The organism is Agromyces ramosus, from assembly GCF_004216665.1.
In the GTDB taxonomy this organism is placed as follows: domain Bacteria; phylum Actinomycetota; class Actinomycetes; order Actinomycetales; family Microbacteriaceae; genus Agromyces; species Agromyces ramosus.
Genome location: NZ_SGWY01000002.1, coordinates 877,168 through 890,293, shown reverse-complemented (window position 1 = coordinate 890,293; position 13,126 = coordinate 877,168). Strand labels below are relative to the sequence as shown.

General features: G+C 70.8%; 9 protein-coding genes. 8 read left to right on the top strand and 1 reads right to left on the bottom strand.

The window, feature by feature from the left end:
* Positions 1 to 53: 53 nt before the first annotated feature.
* From EV187_RS10725 to EV187_RS10710, 4 genes are all read left to right on the top strand, one after another.
* On the top strand, positions 54 to 1,397 hold the full coding sequence (locus EV187_RS10725; protein WP_130353019.1) for an MFS transporter: 1,344 nt from the start codon (positions 54 to 56) through the stop codon (positions 1,395 to 1,397).
* A 54-nt stretch (positions 1,398 to 1,451) separates the two neighbouring features.
* Positions 1,452 to 6,593 (top strand): family 78 glycoside hydrolase catalytic domain, encoded by a 5,142-nt coding sequence (locus EV187_RS18910; protein ID WP_341272755.1) that lies wholly within the window; start codon positions 1,452 to 1,454, stop codon positions 6,591 to 6,593.
* Complete coding sequence (locus EV187_RS18350) at positions 6,590 to 6,730, top strand: hypothetical protein (RefSeq protein ID WP_165391160.1); 141 nt, start codon at positions 6,590 to 6,592, stop codon at positions 6,728 to 6,730. Before EV187_RS18910 ends, EV187_RS18350 begins: the two co-directional genes overlap by 4 nt.
* 76 nt (positions 6,731 to 6,806) lie before the next feature.
* Complete coding sequence (locus EV187_RS10710; protein ID WP_130353018.1) at positions 6,807 to 8,246, top strand: NAD-dependent epimerase/dehydratase family protein; 1,440 nt, start codon at positions 6,807 to 6,809, stop codon at positions 8,244 to 8,246.
* Positions 8,247 to 8,261: 15 nt separating this feature from the next.
* Here the strand turns inward: EV187_RS10710 and EV187_RS18540 are convergent, their stop codons facing one another.
* On the bottom strand, positions 8,262 to 8,441 hold the full coding sequence (locus EV187_RS18540) for a hypothetical protein (protein WP_207221800.1): 180 nt from the start codon (positions 8,439 to 8,441) through the stop codon (positions 8,262 to 8,264).
* 124 nt (positions 8,442 to 8,565) lie between these two features.
* On the opposite strand from EV187_RS18540, the gene EV187_RS10700 reads away from it, so the two are divergent.
* The 4 genes from EV187_RS10700 (at position 8,566) to EV187_RS10685 (ending at position 13,110) form a co-directional block, all read left to right on the top strand.
* Entirely contained in the window at positions 8,566 to 9,285 is a 720-nt protein-coding gene (locus EV187_RS10700; RefSeq protein ID WP_207221799.1) for an ABC transporter ATP-binding protein, read from the top strand.
* Positions 9,282 to 9,614, top strand: a complete 333-nt coding sequence (locus EV187_RS10695; protein ID WP_130353016.1) for a hypothetical protein — start codon at positions 9,282 to 9,284, stop codon at positions 9,612 to 9,614. Before EV187_RS10700 ends, EV187_RS10695 begins: the two co-directional genes overlap by 4 nt.
* Positions 9,611 to 10,042, top strand: a complete 432-nt coding sequence (locus EV187_RS10690) for a hypothetical protein (RefSeq protein WP_130353015.1) — start codon at positions 9,611 to 9,613, stop codon at positions 10,040 to 10,042. The genes EV187_RS10695 and EV187_RS10690 overlap by 4 nt, the downstream gene beginning before the upstream one ends.
* Before the next feature lie 305 nt (positions 10,043 to 10,347).
* Entirely contained in the window at positions 10,348 to 13,110 is a 2,763-nt protein-coding gene (locus EV187_RS10685; protein WP_130353014.1) for an ATP-binding protein, read from the top strand.
* The last annotated feature ends 16 nt before the right edge of the window (positions 13,111 to 13,126 follow it).

Sequence of the window (13,126 nt, the reverse complement as noted above, 5' to 3'; positions counted from 1 at the left end):
TTGGTGAGAACCGGCGAGCGGATGCCCAGCCCCGACACGACAACGGAGTCCCAATGAACCCGACCGCCCGCGACGACGAGCCGACCGTCACCCCGGTTCCGTCCCCCTTCCCGACCGCCACCGTCGATCCGGAAGTCATCGCCGAGGAGCACGACTCCGCGCCCGACCTGCCCAAGGTGGACGCCCGCTACATCTGGTTCATGGTGCTGGCCCAGTTCGGCGTCTTCATGGCCTTCATCACCCCACTCGCGATCTCGCTCTCCATCCGTGTGAACGAACTCGCCCCCGGCCGCGAGGAGCTGCTCGGCTACATCACCGGCGCCGGCGCGCTCTTCGTGATGCTCACCGCGCCGTTCATGGGTGTGTGGAGCGACCGAACGCGCACGCGCATCGGCCGCCGCCGCCCGTTCATGATCGGCGGCATGATCGTCGGCGTGATCTCGCTCGTCGTCATGGCGCTCGCGCCGAACGTGTTCGTGCTCGGATTCGGCTGGGTGCTCGCCCAGTGGGGCTGGGGCACGGTGCTCAGCAACCTGCAGATCTCGACGGCCGACCGCCTGCCCGAGGAGCAGCGCGGCAAGGTCGCCGGCCTCACCGGGTTCGCCACGCAGGTCGCGCCCGTCTTCGGTGTCATCCTGACCGTGGGCTTCGTCGGCAACTCGCTGCTCCTGTTCCTGATCCCGGGCCTCGTCGGCGTCGTGCTCGTCACCCTCTTCGTCGCGCTCGTGCACGAGGACGACAGCCGCGGACTCCCGAAGGAGGCCCTCACCGTCGGCGGACTGCTGCGCAAGTACCTCTACAACCCCGCCCAGTACCCCGACTTCTCCCTCAATTGGCTCGGCCGCTTCCTCTTCTACTTCGGCCTCACGCTCAACACCACCTTCACGGCGTTCTTCTTCGCGAGCCGCCTCGGCATGCAGGTCACCGAGGTCGCCGGCATCATCGCAACCCTGGGCGGCGTCGGCGTGCTCGCGGTGACCGCGGGTGCGCTCGGTGGCGGGTTCCTCTCCGACCGGTTCCGGCGTCGCAAGGTCTTCGTCGTCACCGGCGGCGCGCTCATGGCTGGTGGCATGGTGCTCATGGCGGTCTCGTCCGACCTTCCCGCCCTCATCGCGGGCTCGCTCATCGTCTCCACCGGCATCGGCATGTTCTCCGCGGTCGACCAGGCCCTGCTGCTCGACGTGCTGCCCGAGAAGGCCACGGACGCCGGACGCTTCATGGGCATCACCGGCTTCGCCACGTCGATCCCGCAGTCGGTCGCGCCGCTCGTCGCATCGTCGATCCTGCTCGTCGGCGTGACGGGCGACGAGAAGAACTACTCGCTGCTCTTCTTGATCGCCGCGGGCCTCGTGCTCGCCGGCGGGCTGGTCATCCTCCGCATCCGCTCGGTGCGCTGAGCCGCTTCGCCGGCCGCCCGCCACCACCTCCGACCCACCACCGAAGGATCCATCGTGAGCATCACCGTCACCCCCGTCCGCTTCGAGCACCACCGCGAGGCCCTCGGCATCGGCGAAACGACGCCCCGCTTGAGCTGGCTCGTCGCGTCGGCCCCGTCCGGCTGGCAGCAGGCGCACTACGAGGCCGAAGGGCGGGCAGCGGATGCCGCGGGGCCGGCGTCGTCGGTCGTCGCGGTCGACAGCGCCGATTCGGTGCTGGTGCCGTGGCCGTTCGCGCCGCTCGCGTCGCGCGAGCGCCGCGAGGTGCGCGTGCGCGTCGTCGGCGAGGATGGCACGGCCTCCGCGTGGAGCGACTGGTCCGCCGTCGAGACGGGCCTGCTCGAGGCATCCGACTGGACGGCGACCATGGTCGGCCCCGACGCCGACGGTGCGTTCGCGGCCGAGTCCGCGCCGCTCGTCCGCACGGCGTTCGAGGTGACGGATGCGGCGATCCGCCGCGCCCGCGTGTACGTCACCGCGCACGGACTCGTCGAGCTCGAGCTCAACGGAGTCCGCGTCGGCGACCACGAGCTCACGCCCGGATGGACGGCCTACCAGGGCCGGCTCCGATACGCGACCTTCGACGTCACCGACACCGTGCGCACCGGCGGAAACGTGCTCGGCGCATGGCTCGGCGACGGCTGGTGGCGCGGCCACCTCGGCTGGGACGGAAAACGTGAGCTGTACGGCAGGGAGCTCGGCCTGCTCGCCCAGCTCGAGATCGAGTACGCCGACGGCACGCGGCAGGTCGTGGCATCCGGACCCGACTGGACCGTCGGCGCCGGCGCCATCCGCTCGGCCGACCTCTACCACGGCGAGGACTTCGACGCCCGGCGGTACGACGCGGCCTGGTCGACGAGTGCGTACGACGCCGTCGGCTGGGAGCCGGCCGCGGTACGCGAGCTCGACACCGCAACGCTCGTCGCGCCCGACGGTCCGCCCGTCCGACACGTCGAGACGGTCGCCGTGCAGGAGGTGCTGGCGAGCCCCTCGGGGACGGCCATCCTCGACTTCGGACAGAACCTCGTCGGGCGGCTGCGCATCACCGTGACCGGCGCCGCGGGCGATGTCGTGACCCTGCGGCACGCCGAGGTGCTCGAGCACGGCGAACTCGCCACCGGGCCGCTGCGCACCGCGAAGCAGGTCGACACGTACATCCTGCGCGGCGACGGCGAGGAGACCTGGGCGCCGCGGTTCACGTTCCACGGGTTCCGCTTCGCCGAGGTCACCGGATGGCCGGGCGAGTTCGACCCCGCCGCGGTCGTCGCCGAGGTGCTGCACTCCGACATGGAGCGCACCGGCCGGTTCGCGGCATCCGACCCGCTCGTGAATCGCCTGCACGAGAACGTCGTCTGGGGCATGCGCGGCAACTTCGTCGACGTGCCCACCGACTGCCCGCAGCGCGACGAGCGCCTCGGCTGGACGGGCGATCTGCAGGTGTTCGCGCCGACGGCGTCGTTCCTCTACGACAGCGCCGGGTTCCTCACGTCCTGGCTGCGCGACCTCGAGTCCGAGCAGCGCCGACTCGGCGGTGTGCCGATGATCGTGCCCTCGCCGATCGAGGTCGCCGGTTCGGGGGCGATGGCCGGGTGGGCGGATGCCGCGACCGTCGTGCCGTGGACCATCTACCAGCGGTTCGGCGACCTCGAGGTGCTGCGCCGCCAGTTCGACAGCATGGCGGCGTGGGTCGACCAGGTGGCCGAGCTCGCCGGCGAGACCCGGCTCTGGGACACGGGCTTCCAGTTCGGCGACTGGCTCGACCCGCTCGCGCCCGCCGGCCGGCCCGAGGCGGCGCAGACCTACGCCGAGATCGTCGCGACGGCCTACTTCGCCCGCTCCGCCCGGATCGTCGCGGATGCCGCGGCGCTGCTCGGTCGCGGCGAGGACGCCGCACGCTACGGCGCCCTCGCCGACGAGGCGCGCGCCGCGTTCCACCGCGAGTACGTCGCCCGCTCGGGCCGGGTCCTCTCCGATTCGGCCACCGCCTACGCACTCGCACTGCAGTTCGATATCATCACCGACGACGACGAGCGCCGCCATGCCGCCGACCGCCTCGCGCAGATCGTGCGCGACAACGGGTACCGAATCTCCACGGGCTTCATCGGAACCCCGCTCATCACCGACGCCCTGAGCTCGAACGGGCACACGGATGTCGCCTACCGACTGCTGTTCGCGACCGAGAACCCGTCGTGGCTCTACGCCGTCACGCATGGCGCCACCACCATCTGGGAGCGGTGGGACTCGCTGCTGCCCGACGGGACCGTGCACCCCAGCGGCATGACCTCGTTCAACCACTACGCGTTCGGCGCGGTCGCCGACTGGCTCCACCGGGTGGTCGCGGGCCTCGCCCCTGCGGCGCCGGGCTACCGTCGCCTGCGCATCGCCCCGCAACCGCCGCGCCGCGGGCTCACCGAGGCGTCCGCTTCGCTCCACACCCCGTACGGCGAGGCCAGCTCGGCATGGACGCTCGCCGACGGCGCGCTCGAGCTGCGCGTGACCATTCCCGTCGGCGCGACCGCCGACGTCGTGCTGCCGTCGGGCGTGACGCACGTCGTCGCCCACGGCGAGTACCGCTTCGCCGAGCCGTTCCAGGTCGACCCCGACGAGCGACCCGCGGTGACTGTCGACACGCGCTTCGGCGACCTCGTCGACGACCGCGCGGCCATGGCGGTGTTCATGGGGGTCGTCACCAAGTACGTGCCCGAGGCGGCCGAGCACATGACCGGCGGCCTGCGCGGACAGGACGACATGACCCCACGCCAGGTCGCCGGCATGCTGCCGCGCTCGGAGGAGGTGCTCGCCGACCTCGAGCGCGGCTTCGCGGCCGTGTCGGCAGGCGAGGAGGCGCCGGCCGATGTACCGACCGCGTCCGAGCCCGCAGCCGAGGAGGCCGCCGCGGAGGATGCGGAGCTCGAGGCGATGGCCACGCTGCTCACGGGCGAGGACTTCTGGCGCACCCGTGACGGCAGCGGCATCCGCTCGCTCACCGTCAGCGACGGCCCGCACGGCATCCGCCTGCAGCGAGAGGGCGAGGACCACCTCGGGCTCAACGCGAGCGTACCGGCGACGTGCTTCCCGCCCGGGGTCGCGCTCGGCTCCAGCTGGGACCCGGCGCTCGCGCGCGAGGTCGGCGCCGCGATCGCCCGTGAGGCGCGCGCGCTCGGCGTCGACGTCGTGCTCGGTCCGGGCGTGAACATCAAGCGCTCGCCGCTGGGCGGCCGCAACTTCGAGTACCTCTCGGAGGACCCGCGCCTCACGGGCGCGATCGCGACCGAGTGGATCCGCGGGGTGCAGGGCGAGGGCGTCGGCACGTCCCTCAAGCACTTCGCGGTCAACAACCAGGAGACCGCTCGGATGCGCGTGAGCGCCGAGGTCGACGCACGTACACTGCGCGAGATCTACCTGCCGGCGTTCGAGCAGGTCGTGAGGGAGGCCGCGCCGACGACCGTCATGAGCGCGTACAACGCGATCAACGGCGTGTTCGCCTCGGAGAACCGCTGGCTGCTCACCAGGCTGCTGCGCGACGAATGGGGCTTCGACGGACTCGTCCTCTCGGACTGGGGGGCGATCAAGGACCGTGTCGAGGCGCTCGCCGCCGGGCTCGACCTCGAGATGCCCGGGACCGGCGACGAGGGCACGGCAGCGATCGTCGCCGCAGTGCGCGAGGGACGGCTCGACCGGGCGATCGTGGAGCGCGCGGTCGAGCGGCTGCGCAGGCTCGCCGAGCGCACGGCGCCGGCCGAGGGCGCCACCGAGCCCGGCGATGTCGCGCAGGCCGACGCCGAGGCGCACCACGCACTCGCGCGGCGTGCGGCCGCGGCGTCCGTGGTGCTCCTGCGCAACGAGCACGAGACGCTTCCGTTGCGCGCCGGACAGCGGGTCGCCGTCGTCGGCGAGTTCGCGGTCGCCCCGCAGTACCAGGGCGGCGGCAGCTCGAACGTCAACGCGATCCGGGTCGACCGGCCGCTCGACGAGTTGCGCCGCGCGCTCGGCGATGCGCACGTGGTCTACGCGCCCGGCGTGTCGCGCGCGGCCGACGCCGACGCCGACGCCGACGCGCTGCTCGCCGAGGCGCGCGACGCGGCCGAGGCCGCCGAGGTCGCCCTGGTATTCGTCGGCCTGCACGAGCATGACCAGTCGGAGGGCTTCGACCGCGAGAACCTCGACCTGCCGGCCGATCATGTCGCGCTGATCCAGGCGGTGGCGAGCGCCGCCCCGAGGACCGTCGTCGTGCTCATGAACGGCGGTGTGGTCTCGCTCGAGCCGTGGCACGACCGCGTCGACGCGATCGTCGAGGGCTGGGCGCTCGGCCAGGCCGTGGGCGGCGCGCTCGCCGACGTCCTCACCGGCGCGGTGTCTCCGTCGGGCCGGCTGGCGGAGACCATCCCGCTGGCGCTCTCGGACAGCCCGTCGTACCTCAACTTCCCCGGCGAGAACGAGGTCGTCCGCTATGGCGAGGGCGTCTTCGTCGGCTACCGGTACTACGCGACCGCCGATCGGCCCGTGCGGTACCCGTTCGGCCATGGCCTGAGCTACACGACGTTCGCGCACGAGTCCTTCGAGGTCGAGGCGACCGGACCCGACACCGCGGTCGCTCGGGTCACCGTGCGCAACACCGGCGCGGTGACGGGCGCCGAGGTCGTGCAGCTGTACGTCTCGCCCGCGTCGTCGGCCGTGCGGCGGCCGGTTCGCGAGCTGGCGGGCTTCGCGAAGGTGCACCTCGAGGCGGGCGAGGCATCCGCCGTCGAGATCGCGCTCGAGCGCCGCGCCTTCGCGTTCTGGGACGTCACGGGCGACCGCTGGTGGGTCGAGCCCGGCACGTACGCGGTCGAGCTCGGTCGCTCGGTCGCCCACATCGTCGAGCGCCGTGAGCTCACCCTCGAGGGCGACGTCGACCGGCCCAAGCCGCTCAGCCTCGAGTCGACCGTCAAGGAGTGGTTCGGCCACCCCGTCGTCGGGCCTGCGCTCATGCACGGCATGATGGCGAACGCCACGCCCGAGCAGCAGGCCGCCGCCGAGGCGAACGCGGACATGCTCAAGTTGGTCGACTCCATGCCGATGGGGCAGTTCGCGAGGTTCCCCGGCGTGGAGATCCCGGACGAGGCGCTCGAGCAGCTCATCGCGCTGAGCCTCGCGGAGTCGGGTGCGCCGGCATGACGCTCGCGGACGTCGGTTCCCGGGCCGACGTGCACCAGGTCGTGCCGGAGTCATCGCACGGGTTCCTCGACCGACCGCGCACCGCGGGTTTCGACGACGGCATCGAACACGCCGTCCGCTGGCTCGAGCGCTGGTAGCCCGGCCGAACCTGGACCGCCCGACCGAACGGCAGGCCGCGGCATCCGTCGAACCCAACAATCCGAAGGAGATCGCATGACCGACGACCGCGGCGACCGCACGCGCGTGCTGCTCACCGGCGCCACCGGCAACTGGGGGCGAGCCGCCCTTCGCGAGTTCTCCAAGCGCGCCGACCGCATGACCGTTCTCGCGTTCGCGATGCCCACCGATCGCGACCGGGCGGCGCTCGCCGAGTTCGACGGCATGGAGAACCTCGAGGTGGCATGGGGCGACCTGACGGATGCCGCGGCCGTCGCCGCCTGCGTTCGCCGGATCGACATCGTGCTGCACGTCGGCGCGATCGTGTCGCCGCTCGCCGACGAGCAGCCGGAGCTCGCGCACCGCGTGAACGTCGGCAGCATGCGCAACATCATCGCCGCGGTGAAGGCACTTCCCGACCCTGCCGCCGTCGCGGTCGTCGGCGTCGGCACCGTCGCCCAGACCGGCAACCGCAACCCGCCGCACCACTGGGGCCGCGTCGGCGACCCGATCCGTGTGTCGCAGTTCGACGAGTACGGGCAGAGCAAGGTCGTCGCCGAGCGACTCCTCGTCGACTCCGGCCTGCCGAAGTGGGCGCAGCTACGGCAGACCGGCATCTTCCACCCGGGCATGCTCGAGATCCGCGACCCGATCATGACGCACTCGCCGTTCGGCGCGGTCATGGAGTGGGTGAGCGCCGAGGACTCCGCACGGCTGCTCGCGAACGTCTGCGAGCCCGATGTGCCCGACGAGTTCTGGGGCGGGATCTACAACATCGGCGGCGGCGACGGATGGCGCCTGGCGAACTGGGAGCTGCAGACCGCGATCGGCGGCGCGATGGGCGTGCGCGACATCCGCCGCTGGTACGACCGGAACTGGTTCGCAACCGGCAACTTCCACGGCCAGTGGTACGCCGACAGCGACCGGCTGGAGGAGATCGTGCCGTTCCGGCGGGACACGTTCGACGATGCGCTCGATCGGGCGATCGCCGCCGCGCCGGCGTCGGTGCGCTCGGCGGGCCGCGTGCCCGCCTGGATCGTCAAGCACCTCGTCATGAAGCCGCTCACTCGCAAGCCCCGCGGCACCATGCACGCCATCGCCCGCCGCGACGAGGCCGAGATCGCCGCGCACTTCGGCTCGTTCGAGGCGTGGGAGGCGATCGGCGACTGGTCGACCTTCGAGGACCCGCAGCCGTCGCGCATGCCGACCCTGCTCGACCACGGCTACGACGAGCACACGCCGCCGCCCGAGTGGACGTCGCACGACTACGCCACGGTCGCGGCACACCGCGGCGGGGCCCTGCTGACCACGCGGTTCCAGCGGGGCGACATCGCTAGCCCGCTCACCTGGTGCTGCGGCTTCGACCACGAGTTCGCTGCGAGCCCGCGCCTCGTGCTGACGGGCGGCCACTGGTGCCCGGCGTGCGTGACGGATGTCGCGGGGTACGCACGGCAGGCCGAGCGCAACACGTTCCTCGCCCAGGTCGTCGATGCGTAGGGTGGATCCATCGGGTCACGGGTTCAGGTTCTGTCGCCAGTGCCACCCGTCGGTGAGCGGGTCGGCGCCGTAGGCCCAGCTGAAGGGTGAGTAGTCGTGCAGCCAGTTCAGATCCTCGGTCTGGTTGCCGAGCGCGTTCACGGTGCGATCGGTTGCGGGGGACAGCGATTCACAAGCAGCCTGCGCCGCAGCCATGACCGGTAACGACGCCTCGCGACGGCCGCGGGAAGACGATCGCAGGTAGTGTCGCCTGTGGAGCGCCGGGAAGTCTGGTCGGCGGGTGGTCGATCGATCACTCATGTTCGACATCGGAGTTCCCATGACGCGACTCGAGACGAGAGCTGTCTCACGCGCCTTCGCGGGAGGCGTCGGCGTGAAAAATGTATCGATCGTTGTCGAGCAGGGCGAGGTGCACGCGCTCGTCGGGCTCAACGGCGCGGGCAAGACCACACTCATGCGCCTCATGCTCGGCATGCTGCGGCCCGATAGCGGCAGCGTCACGATCGATGGCGTCGGCGTTGGTGCCGTCGTATCGTCCGCGTGGGCGAGCGTCGGCCACCTCGTCGAGACGCCGTTCGCGTACGCCGAGCTCGACACCACCTCCAACCTCAAGATGGCCGCGCAGCTCAGACTCACAGCTCCGTCAGCTGTCGGCAACATGGTCGGCGCAGCAGTAGAGGAATTCGGCCTCGCATCGTTCGCGAATGTGCGCGCCGGCCGGCTCTCGCTCGGAAACAAGCAGCGGCTGGGCGTCGCGGCGGCATTGCAGCACAACCCAGGGCTCGTCGTGCTCGATGAACCCACCAATGCACTCGACCCGGCCGGAGTCATCCTGGTGCGGGAGGCGATTCGCCGGCGGCGGAACGACGGAGCAGCTGTGCTCGTATCGAGCCATCACCTCGACGAGGTCACCCGCGTCGCCGACCGTATCAGCGTCATGAACCGTGGCTCGATCATCGGAACACTCGAACCTTCCACCCCTGACATCGAGCGTGCTTTCTTCGCCGCGGTGCTCGCGGATGACGAGACCCGCGCATGAACAGCCTCGGAATCGCCATCGCAACAGAGACACGTAAGGCCGCGGCCTCCCTCGTCTTCCGCATGATCAGCCTGCTACTGGTCATCGGGACTGCAGCACTGACCGTCAGCATGGTGCTCGCGTTGCGATCAGGTAACGAGCAGATCATCGCTCGGCTCGCCCCATTCGGCCGGCACGAGGGCTGGCCACTGCTGACGAATGTCGTCACCCAGATCGCCGCCGCGGGTGGGCTCATCGCCTTCGCCGTGGCACTCAGCTGGATCGTCGGTCGCGAATTCGCGGACGGCACGATCGCGGCCCTGTTCGCTCAGCCGATCAGCCGGGGGTGATCGCATCGGCGAAGCTTCTCGTGTTCGTCATCTGGGGTTCGGCGACCGGCGCCATCCTGGTGCTCGTGGTCGCGGTAGTGGGCATCGGCCTTGGGTACGGACTTCCGGACCGAACCGCATTCGCCTCCCTGGGCCGGATCTTCCTACTCACGGTACTGTCGACGTTCATCGCGATCCCTGTCGGTTGGGTATCCACGCTCGGGCGCGGCCTTCTCTCCGGGATCGCGTCCGGTGTCGGCATCGTCGTGATAGCCCAGTTCGGTGTGGTGTCAGGGGCAGGCGGCTGGATGCCCTTCGCGGCGCCAGCGATGTGGGCGATCTCGCCGGAGACGGTCAACCTGGTCCAGCTCGCGTGCGCCATGATCGTCCCCGTCGCCTTCTGGCCGGCTACGGTACTCGCCTGGCGCCGCCTGCAGCTCGATCGTTAGGACGCCGGGGGTGGGTCGCCAACCGTAGGTCGTGCGAATGACGCGGGGAACGATGCCGGCGCGGTGTGATGTGGATGCAGCCTCGCCGCTGGACCGCCGGGCTCGCACCCGGTGAAGCCACTGGCCGTCGGACGTGTTTGCGGCGGATCATGCCCTCGGATTACACTCCGAGCCAAGCGAGACTTCCTCATCTCGTGCCCTCGGTGCCGCCGCCCGCCGGCTCGGCTCGACAGCGATGCAACGTCGTGTATCAGCCGTTCGGCGGCCTCAGGGTCGTGAGGAGCGGTTGGCAAGGAGGCCTCCGCATGGGCGTACACGATGACCGGCTGCTGCTGGGTCGTGCGCGCGAGCTGAAGCTGCTGGAGGATCTCCTTGCCGAAGCACGAGGCGGTCATGGGGCAGTCCTGGTGATCCGCGGCGAAGCCGGGGTGGGCAAGACGAGCCTTCTGCGCCACTGCGCCGATCACGCCGCTGGCCTCCAGCTTCTCCGTACGGCCGGCGTGCAGTCGGAGATGCAGCTGCCGTTCGCGTCCCTGCATCAGCTCTGTCGGCCGATCCTCGAACGAGTGGGCTCGCTCCCTCGACCGCAGGAGGTGGCGCTGAGCGTTGCGCTGGGGCTCATCGACGGCGCGACCCCCGACCCGTTCCTCGTGTCGCTCGCTGCGCTGAGCCTCCTCTCGGAGTCCGCTGCGCAGCAGCCGATGCTTTGCCTGATCGATGATGCGCAATGGGTCGACAGCGCCTCCGGGCAAGCCTTCGCCTTCGTTGCAAGACGGCTGCTCGCGGATTCGATCGGCATGGTCTTCGCCGTGCGGGAGCCCGCCGCGAATCGCGAACTCGACGGACTGCCGGAACTGCGGCTGGAAGGTCTCGCCGAGGACGACGCTCGCGAACTCCTCCAGACGGTCATCCCCGGCCGACTCGACGCGCGCGTGCGCGATCGCCTCCTCACGGAGACCCGCGGCAATCCGCTCGCGTTGCTCGAGCTGCCGCGGCGACTGAGCTCGACGCAGCTCCCGGGTGCCTTCGTCCTGCACGACGAGCGCGAGCTGCCCGAGCGAATCGAAGAGGCCTTCGTCGCTCGTCTGGAGGCACTCTCCACGGAGGCGCGACTTCTGCTCCTCCTCGCCGCGGCCGAGCCCACTGACGATCCGATACTGCTCTGGCGGGCCGCGGAACGTCTCGGCATCGATGCCGCGGCTGCGGAGGCCGTGGAGAGCGAGGGCCTCCTGGCCGTCGACAGCGGCGTGCGCTTCCGACATCCGCTCGTGCGTTCCGCGATCTACCGAGCGGCGTCGGCGCAGGACCGGCGCGCCGCGCACCTCGCCCTCGCGGAGTCCATCGACCCGGAGGCCGATCCCGATCGGCGCGCGTGGCATCTCGCTGCTGCGACCGTCGTGCCGGACGAGGCCGTCGCCACGGAACTGGAGCGATCGGCGGGGCGCGCGCGCGCCCGAGGCGGTCTCTCCGCAGCTGCAGCATTCCTCGCGCGCTCGGTCGAGTTGACGAACGACCCCGCCGTGCGGGCGGAACGCGCCCTCGCGGCAGCCCAGGCGAGCCTGCACGCAGGCGAGTTCGCGTCCGCGCTGCACGTACTCCAGACGGCCGACGCATCCGGGCTCGACGAGCTTCAGCGCGCTCGCGCCGACCTGATCCGGGCCCAGATCGTGTCGGCCTCGGGAGCGCTCGAGGAAGTGCCCGCTCTCCTGGTCGCCGCGGCCGAGCGGCTGGAGCCCCTCGATCCGGTTGTGGCTCGCGAGGCCTATCTCGATGCATGGGGAGCGGCGCTCTTCGCCGGCGATCGGGCCGGAGCCAACATGCGCGAGGTCTCGCGCGTCGTTCGCGGACGGCGACTCTTCCGAGACGATCAGCACGGTACGGATCTCCTCCTGCACGGGATGTCCGTGCTGATGACCGACGGTCGCGAGGCGGCAGCACCCGCGCTCCGTCGCGCGCTCAGCGAATTCCTCGTCGAGAACCTCCCGGTGGACCGGGGGATGCGGTGGAGTGTGATCGCGTCATGCGCCGCACTCGAGCTCTGGGACTTCGAGGTCCGGAACGAGATCACGACGCGGCAGTTGCAGCTGGCGCGAGATGCAGGCGCACTGACCCCCCTCGCGTTCGGTCTGAACGGTTCCGCGATCACGATGGCGCTGACGGGGCAGTTCGAAGCCGCCCTGCGACTGTGTGCCGAGGCGGATGCCGTGAACCAGGCGATCGGCAGTCGGGTTCCCCCATTCGGTGCGATGCTGCTGGCAGCACTTCGCGGTCGTGAATCCGCGGGCTTCACCCTGCTGGAGGAAGCCACGCGGAAGGCCCGCGCGAGCGGATCCGGCTTCGGGCTCCAATGGGCGCACTGGACCGGCGCCGTGTTCCTGAACGGCCTGCGGAGATATGACGAGGCCCTGGATGCCGCTCAGCGAGCATGGGATGCATGGCCCGACTGGTTCGTCTCCATCTTCGCCTCGGCGGAGCTCATCGAGGCGGCCGCGAGGCTCGGCCAGCCGGAGCGAGCGGCGGATTCCCTCCGGCGACTCACGGCGAGCGCGAGCGTGGGCGGCACCGAATGGGCGATCGGCATCTCGGAGCGGTCGACCGCCCTGCTCAGCGACGCAGCGGAGGCGGAACCGCACTACGTCACGGCGATCGAACGGCTCAGCACGACTCGTCTGCGTCCGGAGGTGGCGCGTGCGCATCTCCTGTACGGTGAGTGGCTTCGACGCGAGGGCCGGCGGGTCGACGCCCGCGAGCAACTCCGGACGGCACACTCGATGTTCACCGACCTGGGCGCTGAGGGCTTCGCGGAACGCGCCCGGGATGAGCTGCTCGCGACCGGAGCGACGGTGCGCAAGCGCACGGAGGCACAGCACGAGGGGCTCACCCCTCAGGAGGCGCACGTGGCGCGACTGGCTGCCGACGGGAGGACGAACGCCGAGATCGGCGCCACGCTGTACCTGAGTCCCCGTACGGTCGAATGGCACCTCAAGAAGGTCTTCATGAAGCTCCAGATCAATTCGCGCAGGGCGCTGAGAACCACCCTCCCGAAGTACGAGCCGCTCGCCGGCTAGCGCTGTCAGAGGGGCG